The following is a 19,614-nucleotide window of genomic DNA, read 5'->3' as shown; positions in this document are numbered from 1 at the left end:
CAGGGCAGGGCGCGCATTCGCACCACGCTCCGGCGTTCAGCTCAGGTTCGGGATCTGCCCGATACCGAGGGTGGCGACGATCCCGGCGAGTGCGGTCCGCATGTCGGGCTCCTCGATGCGCATCAGCACGTCGTCGTCGACCTCGGCCAGGTCGAGTCCCTCGGTATTGGCCAGCCGGAACTCCCGTTCCTCCTCGGCCGACTCGATCACATTGCGGATGAAGCGACCGTTGCCGGCGAGGTCGACACCGCGGCGCGGTTGCCCGCTCTGATCGGTGCTCTCCAGGTTGTAGAGGTGATCGCAGGTCTCGATCAGGGTGGCCAGCGACTCCGGTGACAGTTGCGAATCCCGGCTGTTGGCCACGATTTCGCCGATCTGCCCGAGCTCGGCAGCGGTGTAGGACGGGAATTGCAGACGTTTGGCGAACCGGGAGGCCAAACCGTCGTTGGCGGCGAGCAGCCGGTCGATCTCGCCGTCGTACCCGGCGATGATCACCACGAGCCGGTCACGGTCGTTCTCCATGCGCGCCAGCAGCGTGTCCACCGCCTCGCGACCGAAGGCGTCGCCGCCCGAGAGTCCGGTCTGGATCAGCGTGTAGGCCTCGTCGATGAACAGCACGCCGTCCATCGCGCTGTCGATCAGCTTCTCCGACTTGATCGCCGTGCCGCCGAGGTTCTGGCTCACGAAGTCGACCCGCTTGGCCTCGACCACCTTGTCGGTCTTCAACAGTCCGACACCGCAGTAGATCTTGGCGACCACCCGCGCGATGGTGGTCTTGCCGGTACCGGGCGGACCGGTGAAAGCCAGGTGCTGGCCACGGGATTGGCTCGACAGGCCCTTGCCCGCGCGGATCTTGGCCAGCTGTGCCGAGGACTGCAACTTGGCCACCTGGTTCTTCACCGAGGCCAGTCCCACCTGCTTGTCGAGCTGGGCGCGCGCCTCGGCGAGCACGGTCTTGGCACGGTCCTCGGCGGCGGCCTCGTTCATCGAGGCCAGCGTCGGCGCCGAGTTGGCATCCCACTTGTCGGTGCGCGCGTCGATCACCTCGCGGCTGGTGACCACGATCCGGAAGGTGCGGTCGCGCATCGCGGTGGTGTTGGCGGCGAAGTCGGGCAGCTGTGAGTAGACCTGCTCGAACAGCTTCTGGGCCTCGGTCTCGTTACCCGATTCCCGCAGGCACAGGCCACGGTTGTACATGGCGGTGAACTTGGCTGACGGAATCGGGCCCGCCTCGGCCTGTTCCATGCGCCGGATCGCCTCGCCGAACAATCCCAGCTGCGCGCACGCGGTACCGACCATCACGTTCGCGCCGGTGGCCAGGTAGGGGTCTTTCCAGCTTTCCGAGCCCGCCAGCACGGTCATCACATCCGACCAGCGCTGCGTGTTGTAGTGCAGGATGGCGCGGATGTAGGCGCTGATCCGATCATCGATCTGCTTGTCGGGGTCCTCGGCGCGACTGCCGCGCAACCTCGCCAGTTCATCGAGCACCTGCTCGGCCTGGTCGTAGTCGGTGTCGGCGATCAGCTGCGATGCCCAGGCCAGCCAGATCTCGGTGAGCCCGGCCAGCGGGTAGTCGATGTAGAGTCCGGGCAGGAAGCGTCCGGCCATGGCGCGCGGGGCGAGGCCGATCCGGCGCTGCTCGCGACCGAGTGACTCGAGGCTGGTGCGATGCAGATTGAACAGCACCTCCTTGGTCACCTCGCCGGCCGCCGCGCGACCCAGCCACGCGTCGCACATCGACGAATCCCATTCCGTCGCGCGCTGGAAAGCCAGCTTCGCGTAGTCCTCGTCGCGCGCGGACTCCTGACCGTCGATGGACAGACCGAGCGAGAGGACGCCCGCGTCGAAGGCGCGCTGAGCCTGGCGAATGTCTGGCATGTGGTGTCGGACCCCGAAATCTTCGTCTGATGGACAGCTGGTGTTCAATCCGGCGGTAGGACTTCGATCGCGCCGGTTTGCCCTGTCCGTTAGATTAGGTAACGCTGCCGTGTGGTCGCAACGGAAGTAGTCAGCTACGACTGAGAGTTCATCACTGGTGTCGACGTTGTTAGGCAATGAGCCGGAACTATGCCGAGTTTCAGTGATCGGGGGTGATACGCAACTCGACATAGGTCTGCCCGCAACGGTTCCGATCGCCGGATTCATCGGTGATCTGGTAGCGCTGATCCGCTCGCGCAACCCACGCCTGCCCGATGGCGACGAGGACTCCGCCCCGGTCCGTGCGCAGCACTGGACGTTGGCGCGCCTCGGACAGGACCCTCTCGCACCCAGCCGCACGCTCACCGAGGCCGAGGTCTACGACGGTGAGCTGCTGGTGCTGAGCCCGGTGACCCGCAGGGAGTCGCCCGCGCTGTTCGACGACGTCATCGATGCGGTATCCCGGCTCACCGCAGGCGAATTCCGCGGTTGGTCCGGATCGGCCGCCCGCTGGACCGGGCTGGTGCTGGCTACCGTCTCGATCATCGCCGCGCTCGCGCTGCTGATCGTCTCGCGCGCCCACTCCGATCCGCTCGCACCGGCGTTCGCGCTGCTGGGCACCGGGATCGCGGCGTCGGCGGCGGCCGGAATCGCGGCGCGGAAATTCACGGATTCGATTACCGCGAACTGGCTTTCGCTGGACGCGCTGCTGCTGTTGCTCGGCGGTGGCGCGCTCGTGGTGCCGGGACAGCTCGGCGCGGGCAGCCTATTGCTCGGCAGCGTGCTGCTCCTGGTCGCCGCGGTGATCGGATATCGGGTCACCGGAATCGGCGCCGGTTTGTTCGCCGCCGCGATCACGGTCAGCGTGTTCGGCGCGGTATCCGGTGCGATCTACCTGATCTGGCATCCGGGACTGGCCAAGCTGTTCGCCGGGGTACTCGTGGCGGCGGTGATGCTGCTGTCCTCGGTACCACGTCTGGCCGCGGTGACGGCGAGGCTGCCGATTCCGCCGGTGCCGACCGCGGGCGGGGCGATCGACCCCGCCGATCACGAACAGCGCCCCACCATCGAGGGCGTCGGCGCGGTCGGCGCGATCGCGCTGCCCTCGGCGGCCGGTCTCGGTGAACGCGCTCGCGTCGCCAATCAGATCCAGACCGGCCTCGTCGTCGCCTGCGCGCTCGCCGCGTTGATCGGCGCCGTCGGGGCGGCCGACCCGTTCGGCTCGTTCCACTCCGGCGGTGTCGCCCTGGCGGCGGTCGCGGCGATCGTGCTGTGTCTGCGCGGTCGCTCCTACGCCGACCTGGTGCAGGCCGCCACCCTGATCATCGCGGGCGCACTCACCCAGCTCGCGCTGCTCACCGGCCTCGGCCTCGGGCACGAATCGCTCGAATTCGTCGCGGTGGCACTGCTGTTGGTCACCGCGGGTGCGGTCATCGGGTTCGGCGTCATCGGGCCACATGTCGAAGTGACACCGGTGACGAGGCGGATGATCGAGATCTTCGAGTACCTGTTGATCATCACGATGATCCCGCTGGCACTGTGGGTGATGGATGTGTACTCGACCGCCCGTAACATATGACCGGCGCAGCCTCGCGGCGCGCGCTGCTGCGGCTCACCTGTGCGGCGACCGTGCTCGGCGCGGTCGCCGGATTCCCGATGCCCGCGGGCGCCATCGCGCCGCCGCGGATCGATCCGGGCGCGCTCGACGCCGCGCTGGCGCTGAGCGGTAGACCGGCTCCGCTCGAGGCGACCGAACAGCGCGAGCTGTGTGCCGAACCGGTGCTGCGCGGCAACGTGCCGATCGAACCGCCGATGTCGCAGCAGGTCCTCGATCTCCCCTCGGCCTGGCAGTTCAGCCGGGGAGCCGGGCAGAAGGTGGCCGTGATCGACACCGGCGTCAACCGGCATCCGCGTCTGCCCGCGCTGCAGGCGGGCGGTGACTATGTGAGCGATTCCGACGGCACCGTCGACTGCGACGGCCACGGCACATTGGTGGCGGGCATCATCGCCGCCCGGCCCTCGCCCGCCGACCCGTTCGTCGGTGTCGCCCCGGACGCGGAGATCCTGGCCATCCGCCAACTCAGCCTCGCCTACGACCGCAAGGATCGCCAGGGCTCGGGCAAGCAGGACGGTGCGCTGCGCAGCGACGGCTACGGCAGCGTGCTCACCCTCGCCGGCGCGGTCGTCCGCGCGGTGGACATGGGCGCCACCGTCATCAACATCTCCGAGGTAGCCTGCACCGCAGCCGGTTCCAATACCGCCGACGGTGCGCTCGGCGCCGCCGTGAAATACGCCTACGAGCGCAATGTGGTGGTCGTGGCCGCCGCGGGCAATGTGGAGCAGGGCGGACCGTGCCAGAACCAGAACGAGGGGTCCGGCTGGGGTTCGGTGACCACGGTCGCGTCCCCGGCGTGGTTCACCCCGTATGTGCTGTCGGTCGGTTCGGTCGACGTCGACGGCCAACCCTCGACGCTGTCGCTGCGCGGGCCGTGGGTCGGAGCCGCCGCGATCGGCCGCAATATCGTGTCGCTGGACAGCAAGCCCGGCGGCACCGGGCTGGTCGACGGCGTGCAGACGATGGAGGGCGTCCAGCCGGTCGACGGAACCAGTTTCGCCGCACCGTATGTCGCCGGATTGGCCGCGCTGATCCGGTCACGCTTTCCCGACCTGTCCGCCCAGCAGGTGATCGAACGGATCACCCGCACCGCGCACGCACCGGGGCGCGGGCGCGACGACGCCATCGGCGCGGGTCTGATCGACCCGCTCGCGGCGCTCACCGCACCGTTGCCCGACGAGCCGCCGAGCCGGGGCGCCGACGTCGGCCACCCGATCGCCGAACCTTACGCGGCGCCTGCCCCGGATTCGCGGCCGCGTCAGGTCGCGGTCGCCGGGTCGCTGTTTCTGTTGGGCGCCTTGGGAATCGGCGCCGCGTTCGGCTTCCCGTTCCGTCGGCGCGGTGTCGACCTCAATCAGGAATTCGAGGAGTAGAGGGACCGATGGCAACCGAAGGTTTCGTCCGTCGCCCCCGGATCGCGCCGCCGCGCGCACCGGGCGGTGAGGTCGCGCTCACCCCGCCGCCGGAGATCCAGCGCGCCATCCCGTCGCCGCTGATGATGAAGCTGATGCCCGTCATCATGGTGGTCGCGGTGGTCGGCATGATCGCGATGATGGTCACGATGGGCCGCAATCTGCTGGCCAATCCGATGATGATGATGTTCCCGATGATGATGCTCATGTCGATGGTCGGCATGATGGCGGGCATGCGCGGCGGTGGCCCCAAGCGCGCCGTCGAGCTCAACGAGGAACGCAAGGACTACTTCCGGTATCTCGATCAGGTGCGCAAGGACGTGCGCACCACCGGCACCAAACAGCTGGAGACGCTGGGCTGGAGTCATCCCGAACCCGCCGATCTGCCCTCGCTGATCGGCAGCAGGCGGATGTGGGAGCGCCGCCCCAACGACCCCGACTTCGGTCATGTGCGCGTCGGCGTCGGCAGCCATCGCCTGGCCACCAAGCTGGCCAGGCCGGAAACCGGCCCGCTCGAGGATCTGGAGCCGGTGTCCACGGTGGCACTGCGCCGTTTCGTTCGCACCCATTCGGTGGTGCACGACCTGCCGACCGCGGTGTCGCTGCGTGCTTTTCCCGCCATCAATATCGGCGGTGACCTCGACGAGGGCCGCGAGCTGGTGCGGGCGATGCTGATGGAACTGACCACCTTCCACGGGCCCGACAATCTCGTCGTCGCCATCGTCTGCGCCGATCCCGATACCCAGTGGGCCTGGGCGAAATGGCTTCCGCACGTGCAGCATCCGTCGGTGCGCGACGGACTCGGCACAGCGCGGATGATGTACACCTCGTTGGGCGAGCTCGAATCGGCGTTGCAGACCGAGTTGATGGAGCGCGGCCGATTCATGCGCAATCCACAGCCGACCCAGGGCCGGTTGCATCTGGTGGTCGTGATCGATGACGGCTACATCAGCGGCAACGAGCGCATCATCAGCGAATCCGGCCTCGACTCGGTGACCGTGCTGGATCTGACCGCGCCCGAGAACGGACTCGCGGCGCGCCGCGGCCTGCAACTGGTCGTCGCCGACGGCACGGTGTCGGCGCGCAGCGCCGCCGGGGTGGAACGGTTCGCCACCGCCGACGAGGTCAGCCCGGCCGAGGCGGCCGCCTTCGCGCGCTCACTCGCCCGCTACCGGCTCGCGACGGCCGCGCAGATCGTCAGCCTGGGGGAGGGCACCACCAGCGACCCCGGCCTGATGGCACTGCTGCGCATTCCCGACGCCGCCCAGATCGACCCGGCCAGGGTGTGGCGCCCGCGAACCGCGCGGGAACGCCTGCGGGTGCCGATCGGTATCACCCCGGACGGCACGCCGGTCGAGATCGACATCAAGGAGTCGGCCGAGAACGGCATGGGCCCGCACGGTCTGTGCATCGGCGCCACCGGCTCCGGCAAATCGGAATTCCTTCGTACGCTCGTACTTTCGCTGGTCACCACACACTCGCCGGACGCCCTGAACCTGGTGCTCGTCGACTTCAAGGGCGGCGCGACGTTCCTCGGCCTCGACTCGTTGCCGCACGTCGCGGCCGTGATCACCAACCTCGAGGACGAGCTCTCCCTGGTCGACCGCATGAAGGACGCGCTCGCCGGTGAGATGAACCGCCGCCAGGAGCTGTTGCGCTCGGCGGGCAACTACGCCAACGTCACCGACTACGAGAAGGCAAGGGCGGCGGGCGTTCCGCTCGATCCGCTGCCTGCCCTGTTCGTGGTCGTCGACGAGTTCTCCGAATTGCTCTCGCAGAAACCGGATTTCGCCGAGCTGTTCGTGATGATCGGGCGCCTCGGCCGTTCGCTGCACGTGCACCTGCTGCTGGCCTCGCAGCGCCTGGAGGAGAACAAGCTGCGCGGTCTGGAATCACACCTGTCCTACCGGATCGGCCTGCGCACCTTCTCGGCCAACGAATCACGCGCGGTACTCGGCATCACCGATGCCTACCACCTGCCCAGCGTGCCCGGCGCGGGCTACCTCAAAAGCGATGCCTCCGAACCGCTTCGCTTCAACGCGAGCTATGTCTCGGGTTCCTATGTCGCGCCGGTCGGCACGGTCATCGACGACGACGGCGCGCCGGTCGGCGGGCAACGGCCGGTGGTGTTCACCGCCGCTCCCGTCGAAGCCGTGGAGCTCGAGCCCGAACACGAGGAGACCGACCCGATCCTGCGCGGTCGCCCGGAACTACCGCCCCCGCCTCCGGCCGGTGGGCAGAGCGCCGAGGAGGGCATCCCGGATTCGTTGCTCGACGTGGTGGTCAAGCGGCTCACCGGGCACGGCAGACCCGCCCACGAGGTCTGGTTGCCGCCGCTGGAGGAATCGCCGACCGCCGACATGCTGCTGCCCGACCCGGACTGGCGTTCGCCGGTGAACCGGCACGGTCAGCTGTGGATGCCGATCGGTGTCATCGACAAGCCGTACGAGCAGCGCCGCGACGTGCTCACCATCAATCTCGCCGGGGCCCAGGGCAATGTCGCGGTGGTCGGCGGCCCGCAGTCGGGCAAGTCGACCACGTTGCGCACGATCATCCTGGCCGCGGCGGCCACGCACACCCCGGAACAGGTGCAGTTCTACTGCCTCGACTTCGGTGGCGGCAGCATGGCCGGTCTGGTCGGGATCCCGCACGTCGGTTCGGTCGCCGGTCGTCTCGACGGCGACCGGGTGCGCCGCACCATCGCCGAGCTCACCACCCTCATGCGACAGCGCGAGGAACGGTTCGCCGAGCTCGGCATCGAGTCGATGGCCGAGTTCCGCAGGCGCAAGTTCTCCGCGCACGAGGCCCGCCAGATCAACGGCACCACCGCGGCGCCGGGCGACCTGCTCGCCGCCGACCAGTTCGGTGACGTGTTCCTGGTGATCGACGGCTGGGGCGCCATCCGCGAGGAGTTCGACATCCTCGAACCGCTGATCAATGCCATTGCCACGCAGGGCCTTTCCTTCGGCGTCCACCTGATGATCGGCGCCTCGCGCTGGGCCGAGATCCGGCCGGTGGTCAAGGACCAGGTCGGTACCAGGCTTGAACTGCGTCTCGGCGATCCCGGCGACTCGGAGATGAACCGGCGCACCGCGCACCAGGTTCCGGTCGGCAGGCCGGGGCGCGGTCTCACCCGCGAACAGTTGCACATGTTGATCGCGCTGCCCCGGCTGGATTCGGACTCCGACCCGTCCACGGTCGCCGACGGTGTCACCCGGGCGCGCGAAGAACTCATCGCGCTGTACCCGGGACGGCGCGCGCCGCAGGTGCGCATGCTGCCGCTGAGCTTCCCGCGCGACGAGGTCGTCGCCACCGCCAAGGCGCAGGGCGCCGCACTCGACCGCACCAAGATCGTCGTGGGTCTCGGCGAATCCGAATTGCAGCCGCTGATGCTGGATTTCGGTCTCGAACCACACTTCATGGCCTTCGCGGACGTGGAATGCGGCAAGACCACGCTGCTGCGCAACATCGTGATGAGCATCGCCGAACAGTCCGACGCGTCCCAGGCGCGGGTCATCCTGATCGACTACCGGCGCACCATGCTCGGCGTGCTCGAGGGCGATCAGCTGGCAGGTTACTCGACCTCGTCGCAGACCTGCGGGCCGATGATCGCCGAGGTGGCGGCCTACCTGGCCAAGCGAATTCCCGGTTCCGACATCACCCAGCAGCAACTGCGCGAACGCAGTTGGTGGTCGGGTCCGGAGATCTACGTCGTCGTCGACGACTACGACATGGTGGTCACCGGATCGGTCAACCCCTTCGCCCCGCTGCTCGAATACCTGCCACAGGCGCGTGATATCGGCCTGCACCTGGTCGTCACGCGCCGCATCGGCGGCGCGTCGCGTGCGTTGTACGACCCGGTGCTCGGCGCGATGAAGAACCTGTCGGTGCAGACGCTGATCATGAGCGGTTCTCGGGACGAGGGAAAGCTGATCGGCGATGTTCGCCCGAGCAAGATGCCGCCCGGCCGAGGCACCCTGGTCTCCCGTAGCCAGGGCATCGAACTCGTGCAGATCGCCGACCTGCCGCCGCTGTAGCGTCGTCCTGGCGCTCAGCCGGGGAAGTGATTCACCAGCGGCAGTACCGGAGCGGAACGCCGGTGGACCGCCCGATGTACCGGTGGACCGCACCAGCTGTCGACGCGGCGTTCGAACAGCGCGCAGGACGGGCCGGTCGCCAGCGGGTCGGCGATGCGGGCCAGGGTGAAGCCGGCGCGGCGGTAGTAGTCGTGGAGTTGGCGATTGGCGGTCCAGGCGTCGAGGCGGACCCAGTCGCGGTGCTTCTGGTCGGCCAGCCGGGCGGCGTGGGCGAGCATCCGGTGCCCGACCCGCAGACCCGCGAACCGCAGGTCGACGATCATGAAATGCACGATCACCGACTCCGCCAGCTCCCATGCCGACCACAGGCCGGGGTCGGCACGGTGATCGACTGTGATCGTCCCCGCCGGCTCACCGTCAACCTCCGCGATCCAGGTCTCACCCCGATCCAGCGACCGCCCGACCGCCCCGGCGAAGATCTCGATCGGTCGTCCACGCCCGGCCACCGTCCACTGGTCCGACCCGCGTGCGGTCAGCCACGCCGTGCGCTGGACGCGCAGGCGACAGATCAGCGGCAGGTCGCCCAGGGTGGCCGGGCGCAGGCGCACCGTCATGACGTGGTGACGGCCAGCCCGGGTGCGATGCCCAGTGTGCGGGCTATGACGTCGGTGCCCGTGGTGTCGCCGAGCTGGTAGGCCAGCTGGTTGCGCCCTGCCAGCGAACGGTGTCGGGTGGCACGGGTGACGCGCTCGTGATTGGCGCCGATGCGCAGGTGATCGAGCAGGACGGTGCCGGTGGCGACGCCGAGCACCGCCGCTTCCTCGGCGGTGGCGGCGCGCGCCAAGACGGTGTCGCGGTGGGCGGTCTCGCCGTAACCGCGGTCGGCCAGGCGGCGGGTGGTGCCCTCGGGGATGTCGTGCGGGGAGTCGATGCCTGCGGCTTCGGCGAGATCGCGAGGGTAGAAACTCACCTCCCACGACCACGGTTCGTTGTCCAGGTACTGCACGACGGTGCGGGCGAGCACCCAGGAATCGGCGATGACGCCGAGCCAGCGCGCGACCTCGGCGTTCGCGGGTTCCATCCTGGTGCTGAACTGCTTGGACGGTTCGCGATTGGCCGCGCGCGCGATCTCCTCGAAGATGTCGTGCGCGGACTCGGGGCGGTCACGCCGGATGTGGTCGGTGACCACCGATTCCAGGATCTCCTGGTTTCGGACGATGGTGCCGCGAGAAGTCGCTGTGTAGACGAGATTCTCAGCGACGAGCACCTGAATCGCATTGCGTGAGGTGGTGATCGAGACCTGCATCTGATCGGCGAGCTCGGAGTGACTGGGTAACCGATCACCCGGTTTCCAAGTGCCCGCGTGGATCTCCTCGCGGAGGAGGTTCGCGATCCGGAGATAGGTCGGACCGTCCGCCATCGTGCTCCTCGGTTAGGTCGTGCAGGTAACGAAGTGTACTCGGTTCGGTTACCTACGGCCGAGCAATGCTTGACAGAAAGCTTGCGAGGTTTATTGTAATGAACGTCCTGATCCGGTGCTCTGCGGCGATGACGGCGAGGCAACGTGGCTGGTTCGGAGAGTTCTACAGTTGTAATGGCTTTCCCCGACACCATGCGGAGTGTCGAGACCGCCGGGCCCCCGGCAGCTACCGGTCTGTTACCCCTATCCGACATTCTCGTCCGGGCGTGTCGCGGACATCGAGTGGTGGGGGGACCGCTGCTGTGGTTCGCGCGCGATCTCGCTGTGCTGCACGAGAAACGCATCGTGGGGCGCGGGGGCCGAGTCGACACAGATCCGGTGGTTCTGCGCGAAATAGACTGTCGGCGTAGCGAACTGGTGCTGGCGATCGATGATTGGGTGCTGCGCGCGATCCCGCAGCACCGGCTCGGTGCCACGCTGCACACCGAGACCGTCGGCGCGGTCATCGACCGTATGGCCGAGGCTTCCGTGCGCGCGCACCACGCCCTGATGACGCTGTCGGCCAACGACGAGATGCTGCACTGCGCGTGGCACCACCTCGCCGAATTGGCCGATGCCTACGACGATCTGGTGCGCGACGTACTGGCCGGGCGCAGGCGGCTGCCCGAGTGGTGACCCGAACCGCGGTCACACCGCGCCCGTGTGACCGCGGGCGCGGTGTGGGTCAGCCGAGGCGGTTGTGGTGGACGCTGAACTCGTCGGCCACCGTCGCCGCCAGTTCCACGTAGGCACGCTTGGTGGACTTGTGCAGGCGGTGCAGGTCGATCTCGGCGCCCTCGGAGAGATGCTCGTCGAACGGGATGATGTGCACCGCGCGGCAGCGGGACAGGAAATACTCGCGCAGCTGCTGGACGCCGACATTGGGTGAGCCCTCGCGCGGGAGGTTGATCACCACCACCGCGTTGCGGACCAGGTGGTCGTGGCCGTGCAGCGACAGCCAGTCCAGCGTCGCGGCGGCACTGCGGGCGCCGTCGATGGCGGCCGAGGAGATCAGCACGAGCGAATGGGCGAGATCGAGGACCCCGCTCATCGCCGAGTGCATCAGACCGGTGCCGCAGTCGGTGAGAATGATGTTGTAGAAGCGCTGCAGGATGCGGGCGACGGCCCGGTATTCCTCGTCGTTGAACGCTTCCGACGCGGCCGGATCGCGCTCGCTGGCAAGAACTTCCAGGCGGCTCGAGCCCTGCGATGTGTGCCTGCGGACATCGGAGTAGCGCTGGATCGCCGGATCGAGCAGCAGATCGCGCACGGTCGAGCGGGTCTGGATGGCGACGCGCTGCGAGAGCGTACCGAAGTCGGGGTTGGCGTCGACGGCGATCACGCGGTCGCCACGGATCGAGGCGAAGATCGAGCCGAGACCGGTGGTGGTGGTGGTCTTGCCGACGCCGCCCTTCAAGGACAGGACCGCGATGCGGTAGTCGCCGCGCACGGGTTGGCGGATACGGGCCACGAGTTCCTGCAGTCGCAGCTCCTCGGCGGACATCCCCGGGTTGATCGCGCCACCGGACACGTGGTGCACGGCCTTGCGCCAACCGCTGCCCGGGGCCTTCTTCGCGCGCTTGAGCGGCACATCGTCGAGCGAGGGCTGATAACCCTGCGGCTGTGCGCCCCAACCCGGTTGGCCGTAGGGCTGCTGCTGACCTTGCTGGTAGTTGCCCGGCTGCTGGTACTGCTGCGGCGCGTTCGGCTGCTGGTACTGCGGGCCGGTGCCTTGGGGCTGCTGGTACTGCGGTGCGGGCGTGCCGTCCGGCTGATACTGCGGGCCGGGGCCCTGCGGCTGCTGGTACTGCGGGCCGGGGCCTTGCGGCTGCTGGTACTGCGGTGCGGGCGTGCCGTCGGGCAGATACTGCGGTGCTGGACCGTTGGGCGGGAACTGTTGGTGTGCCCCTTGATTCGGCTGCTGATACTGCGGCACGGGTGTGCCTGCGGGTTGCTGCGCGGGGGCGGAATCGGGCCGATGCCGCGGTGGGGCACCGTCGGGACGCTGAGCGACGCCGTCGGGACCGTAGGTGGGCAGACCGTCGGGCTGCTGGTGCTGGGCCGGCGTGCCGTCGGGGCGGGGGTACGGCGACGCCGCATCGGCCGCTTGCACGAATTCGCCCGCGCGATAGCCGGTTTGCGCGGCGCGGGTGGGTTCCGCCCCGCCCCCTCGGCTCGCTTCGCTGCTCGGCACACGGGTGCGCAGTCGAGGATCGTCGGACCGTACTACCTCGGTCTGTCCATCCGGGGCGTGCGTCGGGACAGCCGGTACGGGGTCGCCGGGAACCGAATTGTATTGCGTTCCAGGGTAAGTCGACGGCGGGACCTGCTCGCCCGAGGCATACGGCGACCGCTGCTCGGCAACCGGGGAGTGCTGCGCGAGCGCAGACTCGTCGGAGCTGTACGGCGATCCGTGCCGTGGCGCGGATTCGCCCGTGGGGCGGATATCCGACGACGCTTCGGCCGTCGAGCGGTCCGGCGTTTGTGGCTGGGACACCGACTCGCCGATGGCCTGCGAGGATCGCGACCCGATCTCCGACCGTGGATCAGTACCGGGGTGCGTCGGCGATGCCGGTCCCGAATGGGGTGTGGAAACGTCACGTTCGGCCGGTTCCGGCGGCTGAGTCGGCTCGGCGAACGAGTCCCGCGTCGGCTGTGGCTCGGCCGTGGTGGCCGCAACGGCAGTTGGCCGCGGGTCGGCGACGGTCGGCTGGGCGGCATCCGGGCGCGGCGTGTTCGCGGCCGCGTCCTCGGCGGGCATCGACCACCCGCCGACCGAGTGACGGGCACCGGATGTCGGCGAGTCACCGGACTCGGTTGTCGTCGTCGATGATTCGGGGACCTCGGCGACCGCCCGGCGCGGCGGTGCGGTCTGCTCGGCCTCGTGGATCGCCGGCGCCGGGTGTGGTGCCACCTCGGCGGACTGCTCGATCCGGCTCGACGCGGTCGTCGAGGACGCCTCGGTGACGGGTATTCCGAGCTCGCTCGGTGTGGCGACCGGTTCCGACGCGTGGCCCACCTGCGCTACCGGTTGGGCGGCGGCGATCGGCTCCGACGTGTGGCCCGGCTGTTGGGCGGCGACCGGTCGTGATTCGGTCGCTTGCGTCGGGACGGTCAGGCGCGGCGGGGCCTGGGTCGGTCGCGCGGGCGGGTCGGGCAGGGGAGGGGGTGGCGGGAGATCGGGGCGCTGCTGGTTGGGACCGAGTGGGGTGAAGCCGGTGGACGGCGGTGCCGGTGTGCGCGTCGGGAGCGCGTTCGCCGCGTGGTCCGCCTCGCTGGTCGGCGTCGCCGGGCCCGCGTGTGTGGGCCCGGCGGTGGGCGGGAGCGGCGGGGGCGTATCGATGGGCGTCGGTGGGTGCACCGCCGGTGGCTGGGTCGTCGACCACGGAGGTGTCGTCGTCGAGGCCTGACCACCCGCCCATGGCGCCGGATCCGCGGCCGAGGGGCCCGGAATCGGCGACGGATCGCCTGCGACCGGTCGCGGTGCCGGGTCGGCCGCTGCCGGCGGGGCGCCGATCGGCGGGTTCAGCGGATTCGGGGCAGCCTGCCACCCGGCGTTCGGCTGTGCGGGCGGCGGCTGGTGGGGCTGCTGGTACTGCGCCGCGCCGCGATCGTCGCCGCGTGTGGGCTGATCGTAGGTGGGCTGTGGGCGCGGCTCTTCGTAGCGGGGCTGCTGGTGGGACGGGCCGGGGATCAGCGGATCGGCGGGCTGCTGCGGGGTCGACCAGCCGGAACCGGCCTGGGGGGTCGGTTCGGCGGTGCGTTGCTGGTCGGCGTGCCCGCCCGGACGCGCGGCCGCCTCGTCCTCGGGCTCGCGCTCCTTGCGGCGGCGCCTGCCTTTTTCCTTGCGCGAGGCGTCGTCACCGCGCCCGCCCATGAACCGGCGGCGCTTGGGCGCCTCATCGATCTCGTCGTCCTGGGGCAGGTTCTCGACCGGAGCCTCGTAACCGACCTGTGTGACGTCGCTCTCCGACAGCCACGGCGGCAGCATGGGGAGGCTGTCGTTGTTGCGGCTCACCGGCACGCCTCGCTCACCAGGGTCCCCCGATCTGATCGACCCACTTCTCCGACGTCGCAGAGTTTACGCGACAACACCAATGCCGTGGTGGCCGCATGGTGGCACGCCACCGTGTCCCGGGCGCCGCGCTCGAAGGCGGCCCGATTGCGCGACGCGAGGTCCGATCAGGGTGTACGGTTCGGGGCATTTTTGCCTCTGGCCGCCCGGCCCGGTAAGCTTGAGCGGCGGTGCACCTATGCGCCGACTGTTCGCATGCATGTCGACTGTTCGTCGTCGACCGTTGCGCGTGAGCAGCACGAGTAATCCAAACTCAGGTTGAGCGTAACCGGGATCGCGGAGGATATGGCGAAGAAAGACGGGGCCATCGAGGTCGAGGGTCGAGTTGTCGAGCCGCTGCCCAATGCGATGTTCCGGATCGAGCTCGAGAACGGTCACAAGGTTCTCGCGCACATCAGCGGAAAGATGCGGCAGCACTACATTCGTATCCTTCCGGAAGACCGCGTGGTCGTCGAGCTGTCGCCGTACGACCTCTCACGCGGCCGGATTGTCTACCGCTACAAGTGATGCCTGACGGCGTCGCGAGCCTCACCGGCGCGCGGCGTCGCACAGCGTCCCGGCAACGGGACGCACACCAGACTTCCCCGGTCCTCTGGCTGGGGAAAAACTGTGTTCACACCACCTGTGTGGACCAATACAAGATTGGACTGACGTGAAGGTTAATCCGAGCGTCAAGAAGATCTGCGAGAAGTGCAAGGTGATCCGCCGTCATGGTCGGGTCATGGTGATCTGCGACAACCTGCGCCACAAGCAGCGTCAGGGCTGATACAGCGTTCCCGAGGCTTGCCGAGGGACCCGTTCAACGCAGCACCACCGGGCACCGATCGTCTGATCGGACTGACCGAAAGAAGCACTCCCAGATCCAGCGCGTACGTACGTGTGCGCGCCATCCACCGGCACGGAGGCCGGTGCCCCCACTCGGTACACGGGGGGACGGACGGGGAGCAGACCTCCGCAACCATTAAGGAACCTGCCACATGGCACGTCTGATGGGCGTTGATCTCCCGCGCGAAAAGCGCATGGAGATCGCGCTGACCTACATTTTCGGAATCGGGCGCACCCGCGCCACCCAGATCCTGGCCGAGACGGGCGTCAGCCCCGACCTGCGCTCCAAGGACCTGAACGACGACGACCTGGCGAAGCTCCGCGAGTACATCGAGGCTTCGGACTACAAGGTCGAAGGTGACCTGCGCCGCGAGGTTCAGGCCGATATTCGTCGCAAGATCGAGATCGGCTGCTACCAGGGCATCCGCCACCGTCGTGGCCTGCCCGTTCGTGGTCAGCGCACCAAGACCAACGCGCGTACGCGCAAGGGTCCGAAGAAGACCGTCGCCGGCAAGAAGAAGTAGGGATAGCGTATGCCTCCGAAGAGCCGGGCCGCTGGCCCGAAGAAGACTCAGAAGTCGCGTCGCCGGGATAAGAAGAACATCCCGCACGGCCACGCGCACATCAAGAGCACGTTCAACAACACCATCGTCTCGATCACCGACCCCGAGGGCAATGTCATCTCGTGGGCGTCGTCGGGTCACGTCGGTTTCAAGGGTTCGCGTAAGAGCACCCCGTTCGCCGCGCAGCTCGCTGCCGAGAACGCTGCCCGCAAGGCGCAGGAGAACGGCGTCAAGAAGGTCGACGTGTTCGTGAAGGGCCCGGGTTCGGGCCGCGAGACCGCGATCCGTTCGCTGCAGGCCGCAGGCCTGGAAGTGGGCTCGATCTCCGATGTCACTCCGCAGCCGCACAACGGCTGCCGTCCGCCCAAGCGGCGTCGCGTCTAAAGCGGGAAAGGAACAGATAACACATGGCACGTTATACAGGCCCCATCACCCGCAAGTCGCGTCGTCTGCGCGTCGACCTCGTCGGAGGCGACCAGGCGTTCGAGCGTCGTCCTTACCCGCCCGGCCAGCACGGCCGCGCGCGGATCAAGGAATCCGAGTACCTCATGCAGCTGCAGGAGAAGCAGAAGGCTCGCTTCTCGTACGGCGTCATGGAGAAGCAGTTCCGTCGTTACTACGAAGAGGCCAACCGCCTCAAGGGTAAGACCGGCGACAACCTGCTCCGTCTGCTCGAGGCTCGTCTGGACAACGTCGTGTACCGCGCCGGTCTGGCCCGTACCCGTCGTCAGGCCCGCCAGCTGGTCAGCCACGGTCACTTCATCGTCAACGGTGTCAAGGTGAACGTCCCCAGCTACCAGGTCTCCCAGTACGACATCATCGATGTCAAGGAGAAGTCGCTCCCGACGCTGCCGTTCCAGGTGGCTCGCGAGACCGTCGGCGACCGTCCGGTCCCCGGTTGGCTGCAGGTCGTCCCCGGCCGCCTGCGCATCCTGGTGCACCAGCTGCCCGAGCGCGCGCAGATCGATGTGCCGCTGCAGGAACAGCTCATCGTCGAGTACTACTCGAAGTAATCGCTTAACGGTGGGGGTCGCCACGCGGCGACCCCCGCAATCACTGACGAGGCATCAAATAGCGGATGCCCTGAACAGGAAGTAGATCCTCATGCTGATTTCCCAGCGTCCGACACTGACCGAAGAGGTTGTGGCGGAGAACCGCTCGAAGTTCACCATCGAACCCCTCGAGCCGGGCTTCGGTTACACCCTCGGCAACTCGCTGCGTCGTACCCTGCTGTCCTCCATCCCGGGGGCCGCGGTCACGAGCATCCGCATCGACGGCGTCCTGCACGAGTTCACCACCGTCCCCGGCGTGAAGGAAGATGTCACCGACATCATCCTGAACCTCAAGGGTCTGGTCGTGTCCTCCGAAGAGGACGAGCCGGTCACCATGTACGTGCGTAAGCAGGGCCCGGGCACCGTCGCCGCCGGTGACATCGTCCCGCCCGCCGGCGTCATCGTGCACAACCCGGACATGCACATCGCCACCCTGAACGACAAGGGCAAGCTCGAGATCGAGCTCGTCGTCGAGCGGGGTCGCGGTTACGTGCCCGCCGTGCAGAACAAGGCGACCGGCGCGGAAATCGGCCGGATCCCGGTGGATTCGATCTACTCCCCGGTGCTCAAGGTGACCTACAAGGTCGAGGCCACCCGTGTCGAGCAGCGCACCGACTTCGACCGTCTCATCCTCGACGTGGAGACCAAGAACTCCATCACGGCTCGGGACGCGCTGGCTTCGGCCGGTAAGACCCTGGTCGAGCTCTTCGGCCTGGCCCGTGAGCTCAACGTCGAAGCCGAGGGCATCGAGATCGGCCCCAGCCCGGCCGAGGCGGATCACATCGCCTCCTTCGGTCTGCCGATCGAGGACCTGGATCTCACCGTCCGGTCCTACAACTGCCTCAAGCGCGAGGGTGTGCACACGGTGGGCGAGCTCGTTGCCCGCACCGAGTCGGACCTGCTCGACATCCGCAACTTCGGCCAGAAGTCCATCGACGAGGTGAAGGTCAAGCTGCACACGCTCGGCCTCTCGCTCAAGGACAGCCCGGCGTCGTTCGACCCGTCCTCCGTGGTGGGTTACGACGCGAGCACCGGAACGTGGAGCGACAGCGGCACGTTCAGTGATACCGACGGCGGCGAGCAGGACTACGCCGAAACCGAACAGCTTTAATACGCCCAGGAGAAACCCACAATGCCCAAGCCCAAGAAGGGCCGCCGGTTCGGCGGCTCGGCGTCGCACCAGAAGGCGATCTTCGCCAACCTGGCCACGGCGCTTTTCGAGCACGGTCGGATCACGACCACCGAGGCCAAGGCCAAGGCGGTTCGTCCCTACGCCGAGAAGATCATCACCAAGGCGAAGGGCGGCAGCCTCGCCGACCGTCGTGAGGTGATGAAGGACATCCGCAACAAGGACGTCGTCCACGTCCTGTTCGCCGACATCGGTCCCTCGTTCGAGGGTCGCGAGGGTGGCTACACGCGGATCACCAAGGCGCTGCCGCGCAAGGGTGACAACGCGCCGATGGCCATCATCGAACTCGTCCGCGAGAAGACCGTGACCAACGAGGCCGATCGGGCCCGTCGCGTCGCCGCTTCGCAGAAGACCGAAGAGGCTCCGGCCGCTGAGGTCGTCGACGAGACCGTCGCCGACGAGACCGAGGCCGCGGCCGACGCTCCGGCTGCAGAGGCCACCGAGGACAAGAAGGACGCCTGATCCCCAGGCGTCCTGCCGAGCCCGTCACCCTTCGTGGGTGGCGGGCTCGGTTCTTTTCCGCGTGCGAATTCAGGAGGATGGCATGACTCGGGTGCGGCTCGGGATCAGTTATGACGGCACCGATTTCACCGGCTGGGCACGTCAACCGGGATTGCGCACCGTGCAGGGCGTACTGGAGGAGTCGCTGTCGAAGGTGTTGCGTGAACCCCTGCAGCTGACGGTCGCAGGCCGGACGGACGCGGGCGTGCACGCCGAGGGCCAGGTCGCGCACTTCGACACCGCGGCGGAGTTCGACGCCGACAAGTTGCTGTACCGAATGGCCAAGTTTCTGCCCAAGGATGTGCGGATCACCGATATCCGCACCGCCCCCGCCGAATTCGACGCCCGATTCTCCGCGATGCGCCGCCACTACCTCTATCGGCTCACGACGGCCCCTTACGGCGCCCAGCCGTTGCAGGCGCGCGGGGTGGTGCCGTGTAAGCCAGGGGTCGATCTGGAGGCCATGCGCGCCGCCTCTCGAAACCTGTTGGGCCTGCACGACTTCGCCGCTTTCTGCCGCCGCCGCGAAGGCGCGACGACCATCCGTGAGCTCCAGCGCTTCGACTGGGACCGTGACGGCGAACTGCTCACCGCCTCCGTGAGCGCCGATGCCTTCTGCTGGTCGATGGTCCGCAGCCTCGTCGGCGCAGTCCTCGCGGTCGGCGAAGGCCGCCGCGCCCCCGAATGGACCACGACGCTGCTCGCCGAGACCGCACGATCCAGCTCGGTCACCGTCGCTCCCGCCCACGGTTTGAGCCTTGTCGCGGTCGACTATCCGGCCGACGCCGACCTCGCCGCCCGCAACGCGCAAACCCGGGAATCCAGAACGGTCCCGGCGCCCGAAGGCGGTTGCTGCGGCGACTAATAGCCGTAACCTTTCTCCGGATTTGTGACATTCACCAATACGAATGGTGATTCGATATCGCTACGGCACGTTGCCGACAACCCGCGAATGAGCAACACCGTTGT

General features: G+C 68.0%; 16 protein-coding genes. 12 read left to right on the top strand and 4 right to left on the bottom strand.

Features of this window, described 5'->3' with window-relative positions:
• Positions 1-36 precede the first annotated feature (36 nt).
• On the bottom strand, positions 37-1,878 hold the full coding sequence (gene eccA / locus NA12_RS08730; RefSeq protein WP_067448195.1) for a type VII secretion AAA-ATPase EccA: 1,842 nt from the start codon (positions 1,876-1,878) through the stop codon (positions 37-39).
• 157 nt (positions 1,879-2,035) lie between these two features.
• On the opposite strand from eccA, the gene eccD reads away from it, so the two are divergent.
• Genes eccD through eccCa form a run of 3 tightly spaced genes read left to right on the top strand, consistent with a single transcriptional unit; the run spans position 2,036 to position 8,981 of the window.
• The gene (gene eccD, locus NA12_RS08725) at positions 2,036-3,496 is read left to right on the top strand and encodes a type VII secretion integral membrane protein EccD (protein ID WP_255284072.1); all 1,461 of its coding nucleotides are present in this window, start codon (positions 2,036-2,038) and stop codon (positions 3,494-3,496) included.
• Positions 3,493-4,905 carry a type VII secretion-associated serine protease mycosin gene (gene mycP, locus NA12_RS08720; RefSeq protein ID WP_067448191.1) on the top strand — a complete coding sequence of 471 codons (1,413 nt, stop codon included), beginning with the start codon at positions 3,493-3,495 and terminating at the stop codon, positions 4,903-4,905. Before eccD ends, mycP begins: the two co-directional genes overlap by 4 nt.
• An 8-nt stretch (positions 4,906-4,913) precedes the next feature.
• Entirely contained in the window at positions 4,914-8,981 is a 4,068-nt protein-coding gene (gene eccCa, locus NA12_RS08715; RefSeq protein ID WP_067448189.1) for a type VII secretion protein EccCa, read from the top strand.
• A 14-nt stretch (positions 8,982-8,995) separates the two neighbouring features.
• On the opposite strand, the gene NA12_RS08710 is transcribed toward eccCa, so the two are convergent.
• Both NA12_RS08710 and NA12_RS08705 read right to left on the bottom strand, forming a co-directional pair.
• Positions 8,996-9,595 carry a GNAT family N-acetyltransferase gene (locus tag NA12_RS08710; RefSeq protein WP_067448187.1) on the bottom strand — a complete coding sequence of 200 codons (600 nt, stop codon included), beginning with the start codon at positions 9,593-9,595 and terminating at the stop codon, positions 8,996-8,998.
• A complete protein-coding gene (locus tag NA12_RS08705; RefSeq protein WP_067448185.1) occupies positions 9,592-10,401 on the bottom strand; it encodes a GntR family transcriptional regulator in 810 nt (269 codons plus the stop codon). The genes NA12_RS08710 and NA12_RS08705 overlap by 4 nt, the downstream gene beginning before the upstream one ends.
• 282 nt (positions 10,402-10,683) lie before the next feature.
• On the opposite strand from NA12_RS08705, the gene NA12_RS08700 reads away from it, so the two are divergent.
• Positions 10,684-11,076 carry a DUF4254 domain-containing protein gene (locus tag NA12_RS08700; protein WP_084472541.1) on the top strand — a complete coding sequence of 131 codons (393 nt, stop codon included), beginning with the start codon at positions 10,684-10,686 and terminating at the stop codon, positions 11,074-11,076.
• A 49-nt stretch (positions 11,077-11,125) separates the two neighbouring features.
• On the opposite strand, the gene NA12_RS34595 is transcribed toward NA12_RS08700, so the two are convergent.
• Complete coding sequence (locus NA12_RS34595) at positions 11,126-14,458, bottom strand: MinD/ParA family ATP-binding protein (RefSeq protein WP_243655049.1); 3,333 nt, start codon at positions 14,456-14,458, stop codon at positions 11,126-11,128.
• Between the two features lie 342 nt (positions 14,459-14,800).
• On the opposite strand from NA12_RS34595, the gene infA reads away from it, so the two are divergent.
• The 8 genes from infA to truA all read left to right on the top strand — a co-directional run bounded on the left by infA (position 14,801) and on the right by truA (position 19,510).
• On the top strand, positions 14,801-15,022 hold the full coding sequence (gene infA, locus NA12_RS08690; protein WP_003418601.1) for a translation initiation factor IF-1: 222 nt from the start codon (positions 14,801-14,803) through the stop codon (positions 15,020-15,022).
• Positions 15,023-15,167: 145 nt separating this feature from the next.
• A complete protein-coding gene (gene rpmJ / locus NA12_RS33025) occupies positions 15,168-15,281 on the top strand; it encodes a 50S ribosomal protein L36 (protein WP_056818299.1) in 114 nt (37 codons plus the stop codon).
• A 211-nt stretch (positions 15,282-15,492) separates the two neighbouring features.
• Positions 15,493-15,864, top strand: a complete 372-nt coding sequence (gene rpsM / locus NA12_RS08685) for a 30S ribosomal protein S13 (RefSeq protein ID WP_067448181.1) — start codon at positions 15,493-15,495, stop codon at positions 15,862-15,864.
• Between the two features lie 9 nt (positions 15,865-15,873).
• Complete coding sequence (gene rpsK / locus NA12_RS08680; RefSeq protein WP_019045110.1) at positions 15,874-16,287, top strand: 30S ribosomal protein S11; 414 nt, start codon at positions 15,874-15,876, stop codon at positions 16,285-16,287.
• 23 nt (positions 16,288-16,310) lie between these two features.
• Positions 16,311-16,916 (top strand): 30S ribosomal protein S4, encoded by a 606-nt coding sequence (gene rpsD / locus NA12_RS08675; protein ID WP_067448178.1) that lies wholly within the window; start codon positions 16,311-16,313, stop codon positions 16,914-16,916.
• 91 nt (positions 16,917-17,007) lie between these two features.
• Positions 17,008-18,066 (top strand): DNA-directed RNA polymerase subunit alpha, encoded by a 1,059-nt coding sequence (locus NA12_RS08670; RefSeq protein ID WP_067448176.1) that lies wholly within the window; start codon positions 17,008-17,010, stop codon positions 18,064-18,066.
• A 21-nt stretch (positions 18,067-18,087) separates the two neighbouring features.
• Positions 18,088-18,606, top strand: a complete 519-nt coding sequence (gene rplQ, locus NA12_RS08665; RefSeq protein ID WP_067448174.1) for a 50S ribosomal protein L17 — start codon at positions 18,088-18,090, stop codon at positions 18,604-18,606.
• Positions 18,607-18,697: 91 nt separating this feature from the next.
• Positions 18,698-19,510 carry a tRNA pseudouridine(38-40) synthase TruA gene (truA, locus tag NA12_RS08660; RefSeq protein ID WP_067448419.1) on the top strand — a complete coding sequence of 271 codons (813 nt, stop codon included), beginning with the start codon at positions 18,698-18,700 and terminating at the stop codon, positions 19,508-19,510.
• The last annotated feature ends 104 nt before the right edge of the window (positions 19,511-19,614 follow it).

This window comes from Nocardia alba NBRC 108234 (genome assembly GCF_001612665.1).
Lineage (GTDB): Bacteria > Actinomycetota > Actinomycetes > Mycobacteriales > Mycobacteriaceae > Nocardia > Nocardia alba.
This window is presented reverse-complemented; position numbering and strand designations above follow the sequence as displayed.